The following is a 20,607-nucleotide window of genomic DNA, read 5'->3' on the forward strand; positions in this document are numbered from 1 at the left end:
TCCGGGGGCCTCTCCAGGCCCCGTGGGCGGCACCCTCGCCGGTGGTCGCCGGAGCGAAATCCCCGGAGGGGCCGACCGTCGTGGTCGCCCGCTGCACCCCTGACGACAAGGCCCGTGTCGTCGCCGGGCTGCGGGCCGCCGGGCACACCGTGGGCTTCCTCGGGGACGGCGTCAACGACGTGCCCGCGCTGCGGGCCGCCGACGTCGGGATCGCTCCCCGGAACGCGGTGGCCGTCGCCCGGGAGAGCGCCGACGTCGTGCTCGCCGCGAAGGACCTCACGGCCATCGGGCACGCCGTCACCGCGGGCCGTTACAGCAGCGGCAACATCGCCTCGTACCTGCGCGTGACGCTCTCCTCCAACCTCGGCAACGTCCTGGCGATGCTCGCGGCCGGCCTGCTGCTGCCCTTCCTGCCGATGCTGCCGGCCCAGGTGCTGGTGCAGAACCTCTGCTTCGACGCCGCCCAGCTCGCCTTCGCCCACGACCGCCCCGGCGCCGCCGCCCTGCGCCGCCCGGCCGGCCTGCGACCCCGGGCGTTCCTGCGGTTCATCACCGGCTTCGGCGTCCTCAACGCCGTCGCCGACCTCGCGACCTTCGCCGTCCTCGCACTCGCCCTGCCCCGTTCCGAGTCCGTGGACGACGCCCCCGTCTTCCACTCCGCCTGGTTCACCGAGAACCTGCTCACCCAGGCCCTGGTGATGCTCCTGCTGCGCACCGGCCGGCGGCTCGCCGAGGGCCGCGCGCCCGGCCCCCTCGGCTGGTCCGCCACCGGCCTCGCGGCCGTCGGGCTCCTGCTGCCGCTCAGCCCGCTCGGCACGGCCCTCGGGCTGACGGCCCTGCCCGCCGCGTACCACCTCCTGCTCACCGCCGTGCTCGCCCTGTACGCGCTGGCCCTGCTCGCGGCGAGGGCCTGGTACGAGCGGCGGCACGGATGACCGGGAGACTCTCGGCACGCCCGCCCGTGGGTTGTACAGTTGCGCAAAGTGGCAACCGTTGACGGGTGTGCGAGCAGCGCCGACCGTCCGTCGCCGACGTGTGACGTAGTTGAGGAAAGGGAGGGTGCGGCATGCTCCGCAACGGACTGGAACCCTGGCACCTGCTGATCGTGGCCATCGTCGTGATCGTGCTCTTCGGCTCGAAGAAGCTGCCCGACACCGCCCGCGCCCTGGGCAAGTCGATGCGCATCCTCAAGAGCGAGGCGAAGGCGATGAAGGACGAGGGGCCCGCCGCGCCGCCCGCGCCGACGGTCGTGGAGCCGACGGAGGTCGGCAAGGGGGCCGCGGCCTCCTGAGCCGCTTCCCGCACACAGGCACACGTGCAGGCCGGCCCGGAGTCGTACTCCGGGCCGGCCTGCACGTGTGTCCTACGGCTGTTGCGTGCGGGTCCACGGGCGCGCTACGGCACCTCGACCGCTTCCGGGGCCGGCTGCGCCTCCGCGTCCTTCCGGCGCTGCCGGCGGCTGCGGCGCGGCTCCTGGTCGGGCAGCCAGCCGAAGATCAGGCAACTGCCCACCGCGCCCAGGAGCAGGCCGATGAAGAAGCCGCCCAGGTTCGAGGTGAGCCAGGTGCCCAGCGAGGACATGACACCGATGATCGAGTAGAACAGGCGCTGACCGGGGCTGAGCAGCGTCAGCAGCCCGCACAGCACCATCACGACCGGCAGCAGATAGCCGGCCAGACCCTGCATGCCGATGTGCATGATGACCTTCAGGGAGGCCTTCTCGGTGAGCAGGATCTCCGCCCCGCCCAGGGTGAGCAGCAGCCCGCCCCAGAACGGCCGGCCCGCCCTCCAGTGACGGAAGGCGGGACCGAACCCTTGCTTCGGGGTGCCCGACATCAGCAACCCGAGTCGCTGAACCGGAGCTTGAGGCCCGGAAGCTTGAACACGCCTGCGGTGGTGGCGTAGTTGGTCTGCCGCAGGTTGTCGATGTGGACGGTGTCGGCCTGCTGGCTGAAGACGCCCTCCGGACCCTTGACCCCGGCCTTGTTGAGCGTGCTCGCGTCGTTGCCGATCTCGATGTTGTTGAACGAGGCGTCGCCGGTCAGCTGCGTCGAGTCGGTGGTGAGGTTGTTCGCCTGCACCTTCGAGGAGCCGCTGCCCGCGGTGATGAGCAGGTTGGTGCCGCCCAGGTCCACGCTCTGGCAGAGGCTGTCCAGCGTCGCGTTCTTGATCGCCGAGGTGACGACCAGGACCTGACCACCGGTGTCGCCCGCGTTCGGGCTGTTGTCGATCATGCTGTCGAGCGCGCCGAACTGCTCGAAGCCGGTGCCGTCCAGCGACTTCGCGGTCACGGTGAAGGGCATGCCGGAGATCGAGAACGACACCCCCAGGGCACCCTGGGCGGTGAGGATGCCGAGGCCGGCGAGCGCGGCGACGGCGGGAACCGCCATCACCGCGGCGCGGCGGGCGCGAACCCGGCCGCGTCTGGCGGGCTCGGACGAGGAACCGCTTTCGGGGTTCTCGGGGGTGAGGTCGGCGGACGAGGTGACGTCCGGGGACGAGGCCATTTCTGCTCCCATGTGCATAGTCAGTGCGGGTTGGGCGTCAGCGGCGCGTTGTCCTGGCGCGGACAGCCTGCGGACGCACGGCTTCTTCCAACTCCCGGCGGGTGGAAGGGCTTTCTCGTACTCCGCAGTAGCCAGCGAGGAAGTTACCCGTGGTTACTTTCGAGGGTCAAGGCAGTTGTGAAAAAAGGGTGTCGATTGTGGGTCGCCCGTGGGCCGTGAGCCGACCGGTGTCCCTCTCTTCTTGTGCGGACTATTAGAACGATCGTCAACTCCCTTGTGAACGCTTGACGTTGACTGAACATCAGGTCTACAACTGCCCCTGGCTTCACCCGGATCCGTGGCGCCGGATCCCTGTCACGCGGCATCGTCCGCGTCTCCCGGACCCCTGTTGTCCAGAGCGGGCACTTCCTCGCCCGGCACAAGCCCTCCACGGCCCGGCACGGGCACTTCCCCCCTGGTCCGCGCCGGGCCGACTTCCCGGCCGGCCCGGCCGACGGCCCTCCCCACGGGTCTGCGGCCGACCGCCGGCCGGTCGCCGTCGCCGGCCCGTGACGTAAGGAGAAGGCGTCACGGGCCGGCAACGGCGGACGCCGACCCGCGCCCACCGTTCTCAGACCCCCACGTTCCACTCACCCTCGAACCACCCCCACTTCCGAAAGAGGCACTGACGCATGCGCACTCGCACCCTTCTCACCCTCGTCGGCACCGTCGCCGCGCTCTCCCTGCCCGCCGTCGCCCCCGCCTCGGCGGCCGACACCGCGGTCCTCACCACCGGCTCCGCGGGCGGCGCCGCCGTCGCCGTCGGCGACACCCTCACCGCCCCGCTGGCCGGCGGCACCCACGCCACCCTGTACTCCAGCGCGACCGGCACGAGCGGTGTGTCCTGCGCGTCCTCGACCTTCAGCGCCACCGTCACGGACAACCCCGCGGCGCCGGGCACGGCCACCGAGTCGGTCAGCGGGCAGACCTTCGACAGCAGCAGCTGCACCAGCAACGTCCTCGGCGTGACCGGCGTCAGCAGCATCACGGTGGACAACCTGCCGTACACCACCACCGTCGCCTCCGACGGCACCCTCACGGTCACCCCGGCGAGCGGCTCCACCATCCAGACCACGGTCAAGCTGAAGACGCTGCTGGGCAGCATCACCTGCGTCTACCAGGCCCCCAGCCTGATCGGCACGGCCGACAACGCCGACAACAGCATCAACTTCACCAACCAGCAGTTCACCAAGGTGTCCGGCTCGTCGCTCTGCTTCAGCAGCGGCTACTTCACCGCCAAGTACGCCCCGGTGACCGACAACGGCGCCACGGTCTACGTCAACTGACGTTCGGAGAAACGGGGTTCAGCGTCGACGCAGACGCAGGGCCAGGGCGGCGCCGCCGGTGAGCACCAGCACCGCGGCGGCGCCGCCCGCCAGCAGGGGCGCGGACGGGCCCGAGTCCGCGTTCCGGGCGGAGGCGACGGGGGTGCTGTCGGGACTCGACGGCGCCGGCGTCGCCTCCGTGTTCTGCGCGGGCTCCGTCTCCGTACGGCGCTTCTCGGCCGTCGGGGACGGCGAGCCGCCGTTCGACCGCGCGGCCGCCGGAGTGCCGCCGCCCGTACGCCCGGCGGCCGGGGTGCCGGCGCCCCCGGCCGCCGGGAACACCACGTCCGAGCACGAGTAATAGGTGTCCGACGTGCTGCTGTTCTGCCAGATCGTGTACAGCATCTGCCGTCCCCTCCGGTCGGACGGGAGCTTGGCGGTGATGCGGTACGCGCCGTTCGTCAGCGCCGGGTCCTTGACCGTGGCGAACGGTCGCTCGGGCAGCTCCGACCAGGTCAGCGGCTTCGTCGGGTCGTAGCCCTGCTCGGTCAGATAGAGCTTGAACGTGCCGGTGTGCGGGATCGTCGAGGCGTACGTCATCCTCAGCGTCGCGCCCGGCTCCAGCCGGGTCGCCGGCCAGTCCGCGCGGGCCAGGTCCAGGCCCTTGTAGTCGGGCAGGCCCCCGCTGCACAGCTTGCCGTCCGGAATGGTCTGCCGGTCCCGCCCGTTCACGTCCGCCACGCGCAGGTTGTCCCAGAACGTGAAGGGCGCGCCGTTCGCGGCCACGGCCGCCCGGCAGGCCGCCGACTTCGCGTTCGTCCCGCCGTCCGGGGAGCAGGCGTACGCCCGGCTGACCGGGTCCGTGGGCGCGCCGTGCGCCTGCGCGGGACCCGCCGCCCACAGCGGCAGCAGGAACGGGGTCACGAAGGCGGCCGCCAGGGCGGTGCGGTGTGCGGTCATCCGGGGCATCCGGATCGTCTCCTCGGCCGGCGCGGGAACGGGCTGCTCCCGTGGAGTACGGCGAACCGGCGCCGGTTGTTCACCGGTCGGTACCCGGGCGCCCGGACTCCTCGACTCGTTGAAAACCAACTGATCGCCCCGTACTTCGGCGCCCGCCCGCATCGGCGCGCCACCCCCCGGGACATCATCCGTTTTCGCAGGGCCGAGGCAGGGAATGCCTCAACAGACCCTGGCGGCCCACCGGTTGCGCAAACGCCGGGTGACACGTGTCGTCGGGAGCCGCCCGGGGCGGCGCGGCGGGCCAACTCCCCGCCAGCTAAGGTGAGTCGACGGTCTGAAAGGGCACCGTCCGCATCACCGCACGGTGAGATATCGTGTACGGGGAGTAAGAAACAAACGGCATGCCCCGTTCTTTCCAGTCCCGGGAGGGTTCAAGTCTTTCCCAGGAGTGTTCGGTCCCGGTCCCAGGAGAGTTCAGTCGATGGCGAGGCAGTTACGCGCCGAGCAGACCCGCGCGACGATCATCACAGCCGCAGCAGAACTGTTCGACCGTCGCGGCTACGAATCGACCAGCCTGAGCGACATCGTCGAGTACGCGCAAGTCACCAAGGGCGCCCTGTACTTCCACTTCGCGGCGAAGGAGGACCTGGCCCACGCGATCATGGAGCTCCAGGCCAAGGCCTCGCGCGAGGTGACCCACGAGGTGGAGAGCCGGGGCTACTCGTCCCTGGAGACCCTGATGCGCATCACGTTCGGGATCTCCCGCATGTCCGTGGAGGGCCCGATACAGCGGGCCGGACTCCGTCTCGCCACCGGCCCCGTCGAGGTGCGCCCGCCGCTCACGCATCCGTTCACCGAATGGCGTGACCTGGCCTCCCGCAAGCTCCACGGCGCGGTCAAGGAGTCCGACATCCACCCCGACATCGATATCGAGGCCACCGCGCACGCTCTGGTCAGCTGGTTCGTCGGCACCCGTGTCGTGGGCCGCACCCTCGAACCCGTCGCCCGCCAGCCCCGCCGCGTCGCCGAGATGTGGCAGGTCATGATCCGCGGCCTGGTCCCGGTGACCCGCCGCGCCCGCTATCTGAGCCTCGCCGCGCGGCTGGAGCGCGAGCCGAGAACCGTCTGAGGCGCGCCGGGCTTCGCAGCGGGGGCCGAGAACCGTCCGAGGCCCGCCGCGCGACCGGAGCGGGAGCCCGGGGCCGTCCGAGCCGCGCGATACGGTGAGCCGCATGCCTCACGCCCCGTCCGCGCCCGTGATTCTCGGCAACGAGCCGGGGTCGTTCCCCCACAGCGTTCTCGCCGAGCGCCACCCGGCGATCATCCGGCAGGTGCGAGAAGCCTTCCCGTACGGCCCCGCGACGCATCGCGCGCTCGACGCGCTCCTCGACAGCTGCACCAAAGGCGTGATCGAACCGCTCCCGGCGGCGGCGCCGGACCGGGACCGCTGGAATGCCTGGGGCCTGACCACGTACGCGGGCCGTTCCTGGTACGACGTGCCGTGGCTGTGGTCCGAGAGCTACTTCTACCGCCAACTCCTTGAAGCCGTGGGCTACTTCGAGCCGGGTCCCTGGCAGGGCATCGATCCGTTCCGCCCCTTCAAGCTCGCCGAACTCGACGCCCCCGAGACGGACGAGGAACTCGCCGCCCTGGACGGCCTGTCCCCGCGGGAGACGGGCCCGGCCCTGCTCCACGGCTCCCTCTGGGGCAACCGCGCCGACCTCGGCTTCCGGCTCTCCGACGCGAGCGCCGGCACGGCGGCGGCCGTCCCCGGGCTGGTGGCCGACGACAGTGACGCCCTGTGGTCCCTGCTCCCGCCCTCCGGCACCGGCACGCTCTGCCTGATCGCCGACAACGCGGGCCGCGAACTCGTCCCCGACCTCCTGCTGATCGCCCATCTCCTCGACGGCGGGCGCGTGGAGCGGGCGGTGCTGCACGTCAAGCCGCACCCCTACTACGTCTCCGACGCCACTCCCGCGGACGTCCTCGACGCACTCCGCCGGCTGGCCGCCGCGCCGGGTGTGGCGGCCTCGTACGGCCGTACGCTCTGGTCGGCGATGACCGACGGCCGCCTCGCGGTGCGGGCCCACCCCTTCTCCTGCGCCCCGCTGCCGTACGCGGACATGCCCGGCGACCTGCGCGCGGAACTCGCCGGTGCCGCGCTGACCGTGGTCAAGGGCGACCTCAACTACCGCCGTCTGGTGGGTGATCGCCGGTGGCCGCCGACGACCCCGTTCGCCGGGGTCACCGCCTGTTTCCCGGGTCCGGTGGCCGCCCTGCGCACCCTGAAGTCCGACGTGATCACCGGCCTGGACGCGGACACGGAGGCCGCGCTGGTGGCGGCGGAGGGGCAGCGGTGGCGCACCAGCGGGACGCACGCCCTCGTCCAGGTGCGCACGTAGACGTCATGCCGGGCTCAACGGCAGCGACTTGATGCCGTTGATGAAGTTCGAGGTCAGCCGCCGGGCCGGTCCCGCCGTCCGCAGCACCGGAAGCTCCCGCAGGACCTCCTCGTACAGCACCCGAAGTTGCAGACGGGCGAAGTGCGCGCCGAGGCAGACGTGCGGGCCGTCGCCGAAGGAGACGTGCGGGTTCGGTGTGCGGGCGAGGTCGAGGAGGTCCGGGGAGGTGAAGGCCCGTTCGTCGCGGTTGGCGGCGGCGTGGAAGACGACCACCTTGTCCCCGGCGCGGATGCGCCGGCCGGCCAGCTCCGTGTCCTGGACGGCGGTGCGGCGGAAGGTGAGCACGGGCGGGTGCCATCGCAGCAACTCATCGACTGCCGCAGCGAGTTCGAACCCTCCGGCGCGAAGTGCCTTGTAGGACTCGGGGTGTTCGGCCAGGGTGAGCAGTCCGCCCGGGGCCGCGCTGCGGACCGTGTCGTTGCCCGCGACGGTGAGCAGGAAGAAGAACATCTCCAGCTCCGCGTCGGCGAGTTCGGGGTCGTGGGCGAGGGTGGTCAGCACGTCGTCGGCGGGGTGGCGGCGCTTGTGCGCGGCCAGCCGCTGCGCGTAGTCGAACATGTCCCGCAGGGCCGCGGGAGAGCGCGGGTCGACCGGCCTGCCCGCCGCGTCCAGCAGGGAGGGGCCCGCCTCGTCGGGGTCCTGGTAGCCGATGATCCGCTGGGTCCAGTGCAGCAGCAGCCCGCGGTCGGCGGCCGGGACGCCGAGCAGGTCGGCGAGGTTGAGCAGGGCGTACTCGTCGGTCACGGCGGTGACATCGACCGTGCCGTCGGCCGCACGGGCCGTGCGCACCGCCTCGGCGAGCAGGATGCGGGCCCGTTCCCGGGCGACGGCCGTGAAGCGGTCGACCCGGCCGGGGGTGAAGGCGCGGCTCACCAGGCGCCTCAGCCTGCCGTGCCCCGGCGGGTCCTGGTTGAGCATCATGCGCCGGATGAAGGGCAGGTCGTCGGGGTCGGGATCGCGGATCTGCGTCGCCCCCAGGTACGAGGAGTACGTCGCCGAGTCCTTCAGCACCCGCACCACGTCCGCGTGCCGCGTCACCGCCCAGAACCCGGGCCCGGCCGGCCAGCCCAGCACCTCGGACTCCTCCTGCCAGGCCACGGGATGATGATCGCGCAGGACGCGATAGGCGGCGTAGGGCACCTCGACGGCGTACTGCCGCGGATCGAAGACGTCCGGAACGGGCGGGGCCTCAGGTGCGCTCATGGCACCACGGTGACGCGACGGCCGGGACGCGGCAAGGCAACGGTGACCGCGGGGCCTCGGGGCGCGGCACGCAGAGTGGGCGGCGAACACTTCCATCCTCTTCGAACAGCTGCCGTCCCCCCGATCAATCTGTGGTGATCATGACAGAACCCTGATAGGTATGCCCGCATGGCGTTGCATCGATTGCGGGTGGGAAGTCGAGCACGGACAGGGCGTCGGTCCGGGGTGGCGCGGACCGGGAGGCCGGCGGCCGTCCTGGCCGCTCTGGCACTGCTCCTCGCGGGCTGCGGCGACGGCGGGGGATCCGACTCCGCCGAGGGCGGGGGACTGACCGAAATCAGGGTCGCCGCACTGCCGTTGACGGACTCGGCCGCGCTCTACCTCGCCCGGGACCGGGGCCTGTTCAAGAAGGAAGGGCTGAGTGTCCGGATCCAGCCCGTCCAGCAGAGCATCCAGGCGCTGCCGGCCCTGTCCAAGGGGCAGGTCGACGTGATCGCGAGCGCGAACTACGTGACGTTCCTCCAGGCCGATGAGCAAGGCACCCTCGACCTGCGGATCCTCGCCGAGGGCGTGCGCACGGCGCCGCACATGATGGACGTGCTCGTGCCCCGCGACTCCGGAGTCAGGAGCGTCGCCGACCTCGCGGGCAAGAAGGTCGCCGTCAACATCCTCAACAACATCCAGTCCCTCACCCTCAACGCGATCCTCGGCCGGCAGGGCGTCGGCCGGCCCGTCTACCGGCAGATCGCCTTCCCGCAGATGGGGCCCGCGCTGGAGCGGAACCAGGTCGACGCCGTCCACGCCGTGGAACCCTTCGACAGCGCGATCCAGGGGCAGTTGAAGGCGACGGTGCTGCTGGACGGGGCGACGGCGCCGGTGCGGTCGCTGCCCATCAGCGGCTACGTCACCACGGGGAAGTTCGCCACCGGTCACGCCGAGGCCGCGGCCGCGTTCCGGCGGGCCATCGAGGCCGCCTCGAAGCTCGCCTCCGCCGACCCCTCGGCGGTACGGGCCGAACTCCCCAAGTACACCAAGGTCACCGCGGACCAGGCCAGGACCATCCACCTGCCGTTCTACCCCGCGACCGCGGACGCGGCCCAACTGCGCCGGCTCACCGCACTGATGAAGGAACAGGGCCTGTTGAAGAAGAACATCGATCCGGCCACGCTCCTGGTGAAGTGACGCGAGGTGAACGGGCGGGTACGACGGCGCCGGGAGCCGTGGCTGGGGCTTGCCGGCGCTCTGATCGCCTTCGGTGTCTGCGAGATCGTCGGGCGAGCCGGCCTCGTGCGGCGCGGCTATCTCCCGCCCGCCTCCGAAGTCCTCGCCCGCGCGGTCGAGTTGGCGGGCGACCGGGTCTTCCTGAACGGCGTCGGCGCCACCCTGCGCGCCTGGGCGCTCGGCCTCGGGCTCGCCGTCGCGATCGCCGTGCCGCTCGGGCTGCTGCTGGGCAGCCTGCCGGTCGTCGACTCCGCCGTACGCGTGATCGTCGAGTTCCTGCGGCCGTTGCCGTCCGTGGCGCTGATCCCCCTGGTCTCCCTGCTGCTGGGCACCGGCACCGAGACGGAGGTCGCCCTGATCGCGTACGCCTCCGTCTGGCCGGTCCTGTTCAACACCGTCTACGGCCTTGGTGAGATTGACCCGCTCGCCAAGGACACGCTGCGCGCCTTCGGCTTCGGCCGGCTCTCGGTGCTGCTGCGCGTCGAACTCCCCGGCACGGCGCCCTTCATCGCCGCCGGCGTCCGGATCTCCGCGGCCGTCGCCCTCGTCCTCGCCGTCGCCACCGAACTCCTCTCCGGCTTCGGGCAGGGCCTCGGCATTTTCATCGCCCAGGCCGAACTGGCCACCGACGGCACCCGCGACGTCCTCGCCGGCGTGGTCTGGGCGGGCACCCTGGGGCTCGTCGTGAACGGCGCGCTCGTGTGGGGCGAACACCGGCTGTTCCCCTGGACACCGGAACGGCAGGCGACGACCGCCCGGGGGGTGGGGGCGTGAGAGGGGAGCAGGGGCAGGGCACGGCGCGTACGTCCCCCGTCTCCCGCCCCGCCGCGTCCTCCTCCGCTGCCGGCCCCGCGTCCCGCCGCGCCCTGCTCCCGCGCCTTCTGGTCCTCCTCCTCACCCTCGCTGTCTGGCAGGCGGTCGCGCGAGCCCACGGCAGCGTCTACTTCCCGCCCCCGAGCCGTGTCGCGGGTCGCGCCCACGCCCTGTGGTTCTCCGGGCCCGTCCGGCACCTCTTCCTCACCGACGCGGCCGTGGGGAACGTGCTGCCGAGCCTGGGGCGGATGGCGGCCGGATTCGGGATCGCCGTCGTCTGCGGGATCGGTCTCGGCGTGGCGGTCGGGCGATCCCGGTGGGCGTACGCGCTGTGCAACCCGGTGCTGCAGTTCGCCCGCGCCGTGCCGCCGCCGGCCCTGGTGCCCGTCTTCGTCGTGGTCCTGGACTTCGGCACCCCCATGCAGATCACGGCGATCGCCTTCAGCGCCGTCTGGCCGGTGCTGATCAACACGGCGGAAGGGGTGCGCAACACCGACCCGCTCCGGCTGGACGTCGCCGCCGTGCTCCGCCTCCACCCCGTCGAACGGCTCCGCTTCCTGCTCCTGCCGTCGGCGATGCCCCGCATCTTCGCCGGCCTGCGCCTCAGCCTCTCGCTCTCGCTGATCCTCATGGTGTTCTCCGAACTCCTGCCCGGCACCGCCGACGGGATCGGCTTCACCCTCACCGACGCCCAGTCCCGCTCCGACCTGCTGACCGTCTGGGCGGCCCTGCTCCTGCTCGGCGTCCTCGGGTACGTCCTCAACACCGTTCTGCTGGCGGTCGAGCGGCGGCTGCTCGGACGGGGAAGGACGACGGCATGACCCTCCGCCTCGACGCCCTCGGCCAGCGCTACGGCGACCACCCCGTCCTGCGCGACATCACCCTGACCGTCCCCGACGGCCAACTCCTGTGCGTCGTCGGCCCGTCCGGATGCGGCAAGTCCACGCTGCTGCGCACCGTCGCGGGACTGCGGCCCGCGCGCGAGGGCACGGTCACCCTCGACGGCACGCCCGTCACCGGCGTCCCCGACCATCTCGCCGTCGTCTTCCAGGACTACGGCCGCTCCCTCTTCCCCTGGCTCACCGTCCGCGACAACGTCGCCCTGCCGCTGCGCCGCCGCGGCCTGGCCCGCGCGGAGCGGCGCGCCGAGGCCGAGCGCATCCTGGAACGCGTCGGTCTCGACGGCGCCGCCCGCCGGCATCCCTGGCAGCTGTCCGGCGGCATGCAGCAGCGCGTCGCCATCGCCCGCGCCCTGGTCTGCCGCCCCTCGCTGCTGCTCATGGACGAGCCCTTCGGCTCCCTGGACGCCCAGACCCGAGAGGACCTCGAAGACCTCCTCCTGGAAGTGCACCGCACCGAGAACACCACCATCCTCCTCGTCACCCACGACATCGACGAGAGCGTCTACGTAGGCGACCGCGTCGTCGTCCTCTCCTCGGGCCCCGGCGCCCGCGTCGTCCTCGACCTCCCCGTCGAACTCCCCGGCAAGCGCGACCAGATCACCACCCGCGGCCTGCCCGAGTTCGTCGCGCTCAGGGCGCGGGTGGGGCGAGCCGTGCGGGGCGCCTGAGAGCACGCCGGCCCGACCCGTCCGAAGCGTGAACGGCCCAAGAGGCCGCGGACGCTCCCGGATCCGCCCCGGTTCACGCGATGGTGTGATCATGTCCCGCCCCGCGGATGCCGCCGCGGGGCCACGGGTATGGCCCGGCCATGACGCAGCAGCCCTTCGAACTCCCGCACTTCTACATGCCGTATCCCGCGCGGCTGAACCCGCACGTCGACGAGGCGCGCGCCCACTCGACCCGCTGGGCCCGCGAGATGGGCATGCTGGAGGGGTCCGGGATCTGGGAGCAGTCGGACCTCGACGCGCACGACTACGGACTGCTCTGCGCCTACACCCACCCCGACTGCGACGCCCCCGCCCTGTCGCTGATCACCGACTGGTACGTGTGGGTCTTCTTCTTCGACGACCACTTCCTGGAGACCTTCAAACGCACCCAGGACCGCCCCGGCGGCAAGGCGTACCTGGACCGGCTCCCGCTCTTCATGCCCCTCGACCTCGCGACCGCCGTGCCCGAGCCGCGCAACCCCGTCGAGGCCGGACTCGCCGACCTGTGGGCGCGCACCGTGCCGTCGATGTCCGTCGACTGGCGCCGCCGCTTCGCCGTGGCCACCGAGCACCTGCTCAACGAGTCCCTGTGGGAACTGTCCAACATCAACGAAGGGCGGATCGCCAACCCCGTCGAGTACATCGAGATGCGCCGCAAGGTGGGCGGCGCGCCCTGGTCGGCGGGACTGGTGGAGTACGCGACGGCCGAAGTGCCCGCGTCCGTCGCCGGATCGAGGCCGCTCAGGGTGCTGATGGAGACCTTCTCCGACGCCGTCCACCTGCGCAACGACCTCTTCTCCTACCAGCGCGAGGTCGAGGACGAGGGCGAGAACAGCAACGGCGTCCTCGTCCTGGAGACCTTCTTCGGCTGCACCACCCAGGAGGCCGCCGACACCGTCAACGACGTGCTGACCTCACGCCTGCACCAGTTCGAGCACACCGCGCTCACCGAGGTGCCCGCGCTCGCCCTGGACCGGGGTCTGACCCCGGCCGAGGTCGCGGCCGTCGCGAAGTACACGCAGGGCCTGCAGGACTGGCAGTCCGGCGGCCACGAGTGGCACCTGCGCTCCAGCCGGTACATGAACGCCCGCGCGCGTGCCACCCATCCCTGGCACGGTCCGGCCGGCCCCGGCACCTCAGCGGCCGACGTCGGCGCACTCTTCGCGTCGGCGGGCGTCGAGAGGCTGCGTGCGTACACGCACGTGCCGTACCAGAAGGTCGGCCCCTCGCTGCTGCCCGACTTCCACATGCCCTTCCAGGTGGAGCTGAGCCCGCACCTTCAGGGCGCCCGCACCCGCCTCGCGGACTGGACGCGCACCATGGGCATCCTGCACGAGGGCGTCTGGGACGAGGACAAGCTGGCCGCCTACGACCTGCCGCTCTGCTCGGCCGGCCTCGACCCCGACGCGACACCCGAAGCCCTCGATCTCAGCGCCGCGTGGCTCGCCTGGGGCACCTACGGCGACGACTACTACCCGCTCGTCTTCGGCCACCGGCGCGACCTGGCCGCCGCCCGCCTCACCACACGGCGCCTGTCGGAGTGCATGCCCCTGGACGGCGGACAGACCCTCGTCCCGGTCAACGCCATGGAACGCGGCCTGACCGACCTGTGGGCGCGTACGACGGCGCTGATGACCCCGGACCAGCGGCGCATCCTCAAGGACGCCGTGGACGTGATGACCGAGAGCTGGGTGTGGGAGCTGTCCAACCAGCTGCAGAACCGCATCCCCGACCCGGTCGACTACCTGGAGATGCGCCGCGCCACCTTCGGAGCGGACCTGACCATGAGCCTGTGCCGGATGGGGCACGGCCCCGCCGTCCCGCCCGAGGTCTACCGCAGCGGGCCGGTCCGCTCCCTGGAGAACGCCGCCGTCGACTACGCCTGCCTGGTCAACGACGTCTTCTCGTACCAGAAGGAGATCGAGTACGAGGGCGAGATCCACAACACGATCCTGGTGGTCCAGAACTTCTTCGGCGTCGACTACCCGGCCGCCCTGCGCGTCGTCCACGATCTGATGACCCGGCGCATGGAGCAGTTCGAGCACGTCGCGGCGAACGAACTCCCCCTCGTGTACGACGACTTCGACCTCTCCGACGAGGCGCGGGAGATCATGCGGGGCTATGTGACGGACCTGCAGCACTGGCTGTCGGGCATCCTCAACTGGCACCGCGAGGTCGACCGCTACAAGCCCGACTATCTGGCCCGCCGCACCCACGGCTTCCTGCCGGACCTCCGGCCCGCCGTACCTGTCCACTGAACAACCGCAGATTTCTTGCCAATCTCCGCGGAATGGGGCATTCCGGGAACTTCGCCGGTGTGCCGTGAGTCAAGTGAGGTGAGAGAACAGGACCACAGAACACACGGGGGTGTTCGACCTTGACCGACATCATCGAGAGGATCGCTGGCGACGGCACGGGGGACCCGGCACCGGCACCGGCTCCGGACGAACTGGTGCCGTACGTCACGCCGTTGCCGGTCCCGCCCGTCCTGCGGCCCGGCACCGGAGACGTGCTGCGCGAGACCGAGATCGCGGTGCGCCCCACCTGGGTCCGCCTGCACCCGCAGCTTCCGCCGACCCTGATGTGGGGCTACGACGGGCACGTGCCGGGGCCCACCATCGAGGTCCGCCGCGGACAGCGCGTGCGCATCGCCTGGACCAACCGGGTTCCCAAGGGCAGCGAGTACCCGGTCACCTCGGTGGAGGTGCCCGCCCGCGCGCCCGGCACCCCGCCGCCCAGCACCGAGCCGGGCCGTGAGGGAGCCGAGCCGAACAAGGACGTCGCCGCCCTGCCCGCGTGGACGGTGACGCACCTGCACGGCGCGCAGACGGGCGGCGGCAACGACGGCTGGGCGGACAACGCCGTCGGGTTCGGCGACGCCCAGCTGTCGGAGTACCCGAACGACCACCAGGCGGTGCAGTGGTGGTACCACGACCACGCCATGAACATCACCCGGTGGAACGTGCACACGGGCCTGTACGGCACCTACCTCGTCCGGGACGACGAGGAGGACGCCCTGCAACTCCCGTCCGGGGAGCGGGAGATACCGCTGCTGCTCGCCGACCGCAATCTCGACACCGACGAGGACGGCCGGCTCAACGGCCGGCTGCTGCACAAGACGGTGATCGTCCAGCAGCGGAACCCGGAGACGGGCAAGCCGGTCTCCATCCCGTTCACCGGCCCGTACACGACGGTCAACGGCCGCATCTGGCCGTACGCCGACGTGGACCCGGCCTGGTACCGCTTCCGGCTGGTCAACGCGTCCAACGCGCGCATCTACGAACTCGCCCTGGTCGACGAGGACGGCGACCCGGTGCCGGGCGTCGTCCACCAGATCGGCAGCGACGGCGGACTGCTGCCCCGCCCCGTGCCGGTCGACTTCGACGGCGCGCTGCCGACGCTGACGGTGGCGCCGGCCGAGCGCTTCGACCTGCTCATCGACTTCCGCGGCCTCGCCGGGAGGACGCTGCGGCTGGTCAACAAGGGGCGCAACCGGCCGCCGGGCGTGCCCGACCCGGCGGGCGACGTGCGCTACCCGGCGGTGATGGAGTTCCGCGTGGGCGAGGACGACTGCCCGGACACCTTCGAACTGCCCGAGGTGCTGTCCGGTTCCTTCCGCCGCCTCACTCACGACATCCCGCACGGCCACCGCCTGGTCGTGCTGACCGTGCCCGGCACCAAGGGCTCCGGCGGGCACCCGGAGATCTGGGAGATGGCCGAGGTCGACGACCCCGGTGACCTCCCGATCCCCTCGGACGGCGTCATCCAGCTCACCGGCGCCGACGGCACGACGAAGACGTACCGGCGCATCTCCCGGACGTTCAACGACGGCCTCGGCTTCACCATCGCCGAGGGCTCCTACGAGCAGTGGAGCTTCCTCAACCTCGCGCCGATCGTCCACCCGATGCACATCCACCTGGCCGACTTCCAGCTCATGGGCCGTGACGCCTACGACGTCTCCGGCTTCGACCCGGCCGTGGGCGGCACGCGCACGCCGATCGCCTTCGACCCGGCGACCCGGATCCCGCCGGCGCCCAACGAACTCGGCCACAAGGACGTGTTCCGGGTGCCGGGCGGCCAGATCCTGCGCGTCATGGGGAGGTTCGACGGCGCGTACGGCCGGTTCATGTACCACTGCCACCTCCTCGAACACGAGGACATGGGCATGATGCGGCCCTTCGTCGTCATGCCCGAGGAGGCGATGAGGTTCGACCACGGCGGGGCCCACGGCGGCCACGGCGAGGGCCACACGGGCTGACGCCGCGCGTGCTCCACGGCCGCTCGCGCCGGCGCCCGGACCTTCGGACGCGGGCGTGAGCGGCCGCCCGCCGGACCGGCTTTCCGTCCCGCCCGTCGGGCAGTCTCACTCGTTCGTGGCTCGTCGTACGCCGGGGCGCAGGGTAGGGCTCCAGCCGGAGGCGAGACATGGAACAGACTGCGTTGCGTCCCAAGCCGATGCCCGGCCAGGACCCCGGCGGCGGGGCCGCGCCCGGGCCGACGGCGCCTCGCCCGCACGCCGCGCGACGCCGGGCCCGACGGCTCAGGACCGCGCTGTTCGCGCTGTTCACCGGGTCCCTCCTGGTGCTGTCCGGAGTCGGCCTCGGCGCCGTAGGCGTCACCGCGATCGGCACGGGCAGGCTCGCCGACCTGCAACGCCAGGTGCGTCTCCCGGGCGGCCCGGCGGGCGCGGTCCGCCCCGCTCCCTCACCGCACTCCGCTCCCGCACCGTACTCCGCTCCCGCACCGCGGCCCGCACCGGACACCGCGTCCCCGGCGCCCGCGGCGCCGACCCTCGGTGTGGAGGCCGTCGACGCCGAGAAGGCCGGCGCCCTGGTCGTCGGCGTCCATGTCCCCGGCCCCGGCTGCACGGCCGGCCTGGTCCGCGGCGACGTGCTCCTCGCCCTCGACCGGACCCGCATCGACTCGGCGGCCGACCTCGCCCGCGCCGTCGCCCACGCCCGCCCCGGCGCCCGTGTCACCCTGACGGTCCGTCACCGAAGCGGCGGCTACCAGCAGTTGACCGCCGTACCCGGCGTCGTCACGTGACCACCCGGAAGTGCGTGGTCAGGCGCCCGGCGTCGTCCAGTACGTGAAAGGCCAGCCCCACCGGAGCGTCCCGGTCGGCCGCCCCCTCGCCCTCCCAGGGCAGCCGAAGCGTCCACGTCACACCGGGGCCGACGACCAGCGGCCGCCCGGCGAAGACGCTCGCGGCGCCCGTGTGCGCGTGGCCGGTGACCAGCCCCGCGATCTCCGGCCGCCGCTCCAGCAGCGCGGCCAGCCGGCCCGGCCCGGCCAGCCGCCAGGCGTCGGACAGGGGATGGTGCAGGGCGGCCGGCGGGTGGTGGAAGGCGAGCAGCACCGGCACGCTCCCGTCGAGCTCTTCCAGGGCCGCCTCGATCCAGTCGTACGTCTCCTCGTCCAGCGCCCCCTCGTCCCGTCCCGGGATGCTGGAGTCGCACATCAGCACCGCGCCGTCGTCGAAGACGTGCGCGCTGTTCACCGGCCCGTCCGCCGCCGGGCGCCCCAGCAGGGCCTTGCGGTACGGCGCCCGGACGTCGTGGTTGCCCGGGCAGGTCAGCACCGGGAACGGTGCCCCGCCGTCGCTCAGGCCCAGGATGCGGGCCGCCTCCTCGTACTCCGCCTCCGTCCCGTGGTCGGCGATGTCGCCGGTCACCAGCAGCGCGTCCACCCGTCCCGGCAGCCCCCACAACCGGTCCCGCACCCGCTCGGCGCGCTCGGTGGCCCGCGGGCTTCCGTCGAGATGCAGATCGCTGATGTGCGCGAGTACGAGCACGGCCGTACGCCTCCCAGGGTCGGCTAATGGATGAGGTTCATCTAAGCATTAGCGGCTAATGGTTGGCGAGGCGTTCGCCGTTAAGCGGGGAAAAGTGGTGGTTCCGGCCCCCGACCAGGGCCACGATGGCCACCATGCTGAGCACCCTCCTCGCCTTCCTCGGCGCGTGCACGCTCGTCGCCGCCTCACCCGGGCCCAGCACGGTGCTGATCGTCAAACACGGCGGCCTCGGGGTTGGCGAGGTTGAGCAGCAGTCCACCGCGGTAGGCGGCCCAGCCGCTCCCCCCGCCGCCGGCCAAGCGCATCACTTCGTAGGCCACCTCGGAGGCGCTGAGCAGCGCGGTCAGCCCGAGGGCGGCGACGACGCCCCGGACGTGGGCCGCCTGCGCACCGTGCTGTCCCGTGCCGGGGTGCGCAGGCGGCTGGAGCAGGTCTCCGGAGGCGTGCTGCTGCTTCTCGGCGTCCTGCTCGCCCCGGAGGGCTGACGCCGTGGACGACGAGGCCGCCGAAAGATCCGCGGACCGGTCGCGCGGCCCCCGGTGTACGGGCAGGATGCTGCCCGTAGTCCCTTGTGGTCCCTTCACCCGACCAGGGAGGCCCGGATGACCGGCAGCACACCCGCGCCCTTCACCGCCGACGACTACCGGGCCCGCATGGACCGCGCGGCGCGGGCGGCCGCCGACGCCGGGCTCGCCGGGCTCCTCGTGGCACCGGGACCGGACCTGGTGTGGCTGACCGGCTACGCGCCCCCCGCGGCCACCGAACGGCTCACCCTCCTGGTCCTCGCCCCCGGGCGCGCCCCCGTCCTGGTCGTCCCCACCCTGGAGGCCCCGGACGCGGCGAAGGCGGCGGGCGCCTCCGCCCTGAGCCTGCGGGACTGGACCGACGGCAAGGACCCCTACGCCGCCACCGCCGCCCTCCTCGACGTCGACGGGCGCTTCGGCATCAGCGACAACGCCTGGGCGATGCATCTGCTCGGCCTGCAGCGGGCGCTGCCCGGCACGACGTACGCCTCGCTCACCGACGCCCTGCCGATGCTGCGGGCCGTCAAGGACGAGGCGGAACTCAAGCTGATGGCGGCCGCGGGCGCGGCCGCCGACGCGACCTTCGAGGAGATCCGCAAAGTCCCCTTCGCCGGCCGCCGGGAGTCCGAGGTCGGCGCCGACCTCGCCGACCTGCTGCGCCGGTTCGGCCACTCCCAGGTCGACTTCACCATCGTCGCCTCGGGCCCCAACGGCGCCAACCCGCACCACGAGGTCGGCGACCGCGTCATCGAGCACGGCGACATGGTCGTCCTCGACTTCGGCGGCCTGAAGGACGGCTACGGCTCCGACACCTCCCGCACCGTGCACGTCGGCGAGCCCACCGAGGAGGAGCGCCGGGTGCACGACCTCGTGCGCGAGGCCCAGGAGGCCGGCTTCCGGGCGGTCCGCCCCGGGGTCGCCTGCCAGGAGGTCGACCGGGCGGCCCGCGCGGTCATCGAGGACGCCGGGTACGGCGAGTACTTCATCCACCGCACCGGGCACGGCATCGGCGTCACCACGCACGAGCCGCCGTACATGATCGAGGGCGAACTCCAGCCCCTGGTGCCCGGCATGTGCTTCTCGGTGGAGCCCGGCGTCTACCTGCCGGACCGCTTCGGCGTGCGCATCGAGGACATCGTGACGGTCACCGAGCACGGCGGCCGCCGCCTCAACGACACCGACCGCGAGATGGTCATAGTGGACTGAGCGATCCATGAGCCCCCGTACACCCCCGAGTGACAACGGCGTGACCATGACCCAGGCACCGACACCCACCGCGGACACCGTCCGCCGACTGGTCAGTTCCCTGCTGAAGGACGGCACGGGCACCGCCGGGCCCGAGGTGCGGCCGGTCACCGAGGGCGGCGCGCACTCCACCTGGTGGGTCGGCACCCGGCACGTCCTGCGCCTCGCCCCCGACCGCGACGCGGCGCTGCGCCAGCGCCGCGAACTGCGTCTGCGGGACGTCGTGCGCCCGCACCTGCCGTTCGCCGTGCCGACCAGCGTCGCGCACGGCGAGTGGGCGCCCGGGCTGACGTACACGCTCGACACCAAGGTGCCCGGCGGCACCGCGGAGGAGCACGCCGTGTCGGCCGTCGGCGAGGCCGACCTCGCGGGACTGCTCACCGGACTGCGCGAGGTGCCCGCCCGGCAGGCCGAGGCGCTCGGCGTCCCGCGGACCGCCCCGCGCTCCCTGGAGGCGCTGCGCAGGGCCGCCGAGAAGGCCGCCCGACGGCTGGCCGCGGCCGACGAGTTCGACCGCGCACGCCTGCAGCAGCTCACCCCGCCGGCCGCCGTCCAGCTCGCCGCGCAGCCCGGCACCGCGGTCCTCGTCCACCACGGCCTGCGGGGCGAGCACCTGGTCGTCAGCGCCGACGGCCGGGTCCGGGGCGTCCTCGACTGGACCGCCGCCGCGGTCGGCGACCCCGCGGAGGACATCGCCGGTCTCGCGGTCGCCGTCGGCTCCCCGGCCGCGGTCCGCGCCGCCACCCTCGCCGGCTACGGAGCCCGCCCCTGCCTGCGCGGACTGTGGCTGGCCCGCTGCGACACGGTGATCCGCCTAGCCGAGCGCCTCGACGCCGGTGACAAGGCCGCCCTGCCGCTCCTGCGGCTCCAGCTCCGCCGCGCCTGGGAGGCCATCCTGCTGGAGCGGGTGACGGAACTGCGGGACGCGGGGGCGGGCGAGGAGCCGTAGCGGCCCCATGGGCCCG

Annotated in this window: 19 protein-coding genes and 2 pseudogenes; 15 read left to right on the forward strand and 6 right to left on the reverse strand. The window is 72.5% G+C overall.

Annotated elements, in window-relative coordinates; translation table 11 throughout:
- Positions 1–935: HAD-IC family P-type ATPase (locus tag M8J74_RS31810; protein ID WP_249839757.1), on the forward strand; the 935-nt coding region annotated here is incomplete at its 5' end.
- 131 nt (positions 936–1,066) lie between these two features.
- Positions 1,067–1,291 carry a Sec-independent protein translocase subunit TatA gene (tatA, locus tag M8J74_RS31815; protein ID WP_249839758.1) on the forward strand — a complete coding sequence of 75 codons (225 nt, stop codon included), beginning with the start codon at positions 1,067–1,069 and terminating at the stop codon, positions 1,289–1,291.
- A 104-nt stretch (positions 1,292–1,395) separates the two neighbouring features.
- On the opposite strand, the gene M8J74_RS31820 is transcribed toward tatA, so the two are convergent.
- The gene (locus M8J74_RS31820; protein ID WP_249839759.1) at positions 1,396–1,836 is read right to left on the reverse strand and encodes a DUF6114 domain-containing protein; all 441 of its coding nucleotides are present in this window, start codon (positions 1,834–1,836) and stop codon (positions 1,396–1,398) included.
- The gene (locus tag M8J74_RS31825) at positions 1,836–2,507 is read right to left on the reverse strand and encodes a DUF6230 family protein (RefSeq protein WP_058922373.1); all 672 of its coding nucleotides are present in this window, start codon (positions 2,505–2,507) and stop codon (positions 1,836–1,838) included. The genes M8J74_RS31820 and M8J74_RS31825 overlap by 1 nt, the downstream gene beginning before the upstream one ends.
- 671 nt (positions 2,508–3,178) lie before the next feature.
- Between M8J74_RS31825 and M8J74_RS31830 the strand changes: the two genes are divergently transcribed.
- Positions 3,179–3,832, forward strand: a complete 654-nt coding sequence (locus M8J74_RS31830; protein WP_249839760.1) for a Tat pathway signal sequence domain protein — start codon at positions 3,179–3,181, stop codon at positions 3,830–3,832.
- Between the two features lie 18 nt (positions 3,833–3,850).
- Here M8J74_RS31830 and M8J74_RS31835 read toward each other — a convergent pair whose 3' ends face one another.
- A complete protein-coding gene (locus M8J74_RS31835) occupies positions 3,851–4,780 on the reverse strand; it encodes a lytic polysaccharide monooxygenase auxiliary activity family 9 protein (protein WP_249839761.1) in 930 nt (309 codons plus the stop codon).
- 472 nt (positions 4,781–5,252) lie between these two features.
- Here M8J74_RS31835 and M8J74_RS31840 point away from each other — a divergent pair, with 472 nt between their 5' ends.
- Positions 5,253–5,900, forward strand: coding sequence for a ScbR family autoregulator-binding transcription factor (locus M8J74_RS31840; RefSeq protein ID WP_249839762.1), 648 nt, complete (start codon positions 5,253–5,255; stop codon positions 5,898–5,900).
- Between the two features lie 103 nt (positions 5,901–6,003).
- A complete protein-coding gene (locus M8J74_RS31845; protein WP_249839763.1) occupies positions 6,004–7,173 on the forward strand; it encodes a damage-control phosphatase ARMT1 family protein in 1,170 nt (389 codons plus the stop codon).
- 3 nt (positions 7,174–7,176) lie between these two features.
- On the opposite strand, the gene M8J74_RS31850 is transcribed toward M8J74_RS31845, so the two are convergent.
- The gene (locus tag M8J74_RS31850) at positions 7,177–8,436 is read right to left on the reverse strand and encodes a cytochrome P450 (protein WP_249839764.1); all 1,260 of its coding nucleotides are present in this window, start codon (positions 8,434–8,436) and stop codon (positions 7,177–7,179) included.
- 225 nt (positions 8,437–8,661) lie between these two features.
- On the opposite strand from M8J74_RS31850, the gene M8J74_RS31855 reads away from it, so the two are divergent.
- The 7 genes from M8J74_RS31855 to M8J74_RS31885 all read left to right on the forward strand — a co-directional run bounded on the left by M8J74_RS31855 (position 8,662) and on the right by M8J74_RS31885 (position 17,125).
- Positions 8,662–9,618 (forward strand): ABC transporter substrate-binding protein, encoded by a 957-nt coding sequence (locus tag M8J74_RS31855; protein ID WP_249839765.1) that lies wholly within the window; start codon positions 8,662–8,664, stop codon positions 9,616–9,618.
- 6 nt (positions 9,619–9,624) lie between these two features.
- Positions 9,625–10,431: an ABC transporter permease gene (locus tag M8J74_RS31860; RefSeq protein WP_249839766.1), complete on the forward strand. Its 807-nt coding sequence runs from the start codon at positions 9,625–9,627 to the stop codon at positions 10,429–10,431.
- Positions 10,428–11,291 carry an ABC transporter permease gene (locus tag M8J74_RS31865; RefSeq protein ID WP_249839767.1) on the forward strand — a complete coding sequence of 288 codons (864 nt, stop codon included), beginning with the start codon at positions 10,428–10,430 and terminating at the stop codon, positions 11,289–11,291. Before M8J74_RS31860 ends, M8J74_RS31865 begins: the two co-directional genes overlap by 4 nt.
- Complete coding sequence (locus M8J74_RS31870) at positions 11,288–12,040, forward strand: ABC transporter ATP-binding protein (protein ID WP_249839768.1); 753 nt, start codon at positions 11,288–11,290, stop codon at positions 12,038–12,040. Before M8J74_RS31865 ends, M8J74_RS31870 begins: the two co-directional genes overlap by 4 nt.
- Before the next feature lie 140 nt (positions 12,041–12,180).
- Positions 12,181–14,337 (forward strand): germacradienol/geosmin synthase Cyc2, encoded by a 2,157-nt coding sequence (gene cyc2 / locus M8J74_RS31875; RefSeq protein ID WP_249839769.1) that lies wholly within the window; start codon positions 12,181–12,183, stop codon positions 14,335–14,337.
- A 119-nt stretch (positions 14,338–14,456) separates the two neighbouring features.
- Entirely contained in the window at positions 14,457–16,337 is a 1,881-nt protein-coding gene (gene phsA, locus M8J74_RS31880; protein ID WP_283948851.1) for an O-aminophenol oxidase PhsA, read from the forward strand.
- A 167-nt stretch (positions 16,338–16,504) separates the two neighbouring features.
- Positions 16,505–17,125: a PDZ domain-containing protein gene (locus M8J74_RS31885; protein ID WP_249839770.1), complete on the forward strand. Its 621-nt coding sequence runs from the start codon at positions 16,505–16,507 to the stop codon at positions 17,123–17,125.
- Here the strand turns inward: M8J74_RS31885 and M8J74_RS31890 are convergent.
- Positions 17,118–17,873, reverse strand: a complete 756-nt coding sequence (locus tag M8J74_RS31890) for a metallophosphoesterase (RefSeq protein ID WP_249839771.1) — start codon at positions 17,871–17,873, stop codon at positions 17,118–17,120. The two genes, M8J74_RS31885 and M8J74_RS31890, sit on opposite strands and share 8 nt — an antisense overlap.
- Before the next feature lie 134 nt (positions 17,874–18,007).
- Here M8J74_RS31890 and M8J74_RS31895 point away from each other — a divergent pair.
- A pseudogene (locus M8J74_RS31895) lies at positions 18,008–18,089 on the forward strand (LysE family translocator); the annotation flags it as partial.
- On the opposite strand, the pseudogene M8J74_RS45175 reads toward M8J74_RS31895, so the two are convergent.
- Positions 18,089–18,247, reverse strand: a pseudogene (locus M8J74_RS45175) (LysE family translocator); the annotation flags it as partial. The pseudogenes M8J74_RS31895 and M8J74_RS45175 overlap by 1 nt on opposite strands.
- Positions 18,248–18,475: 228 nt before the next feature.
- On the opposite strand from M8J74_RS45175, the gene M8J74_RS31910 reads away from it, so the two are divergent.
- Positions 18,476–19,603 (forward strand): aminopeptidase P family protein, encoded by a 1,128-nt coding sequence (locus M8J74_RS31910; protein WP_249839772.1) that lies wholly within the window; start codon positions 18,476–18,478, stop codon positions 19,601–19,603.
- Positions 19,604–19,649: 46 nt separating this feature from the next.
- The gene (locus tag M8J74_RS31915) at positions 19,650–20,591 is read left to right on the forward strand and encodes a phosphotransferase family protein (protein WP_249839773.1); all 942 of its coding nucleotides are present in this window, start codon (positions 19,650–19,652) and stop codon (positions 20,589–20,591) included.
- The last annotated feature ends 16 nt before the right edge of the window (positions 20,592–20,607 follow it).

This window comes from Streptomyces panaciradicis (genome assembly GCF_023516615.1).
Taxonomy (GTDB): domain Bacteria; phylum Actinomycetota; class Actinomycetes; order Streptomycetales; family Streptomycetaceae; genus Streptomyces; species Streptomyces panaciradicis.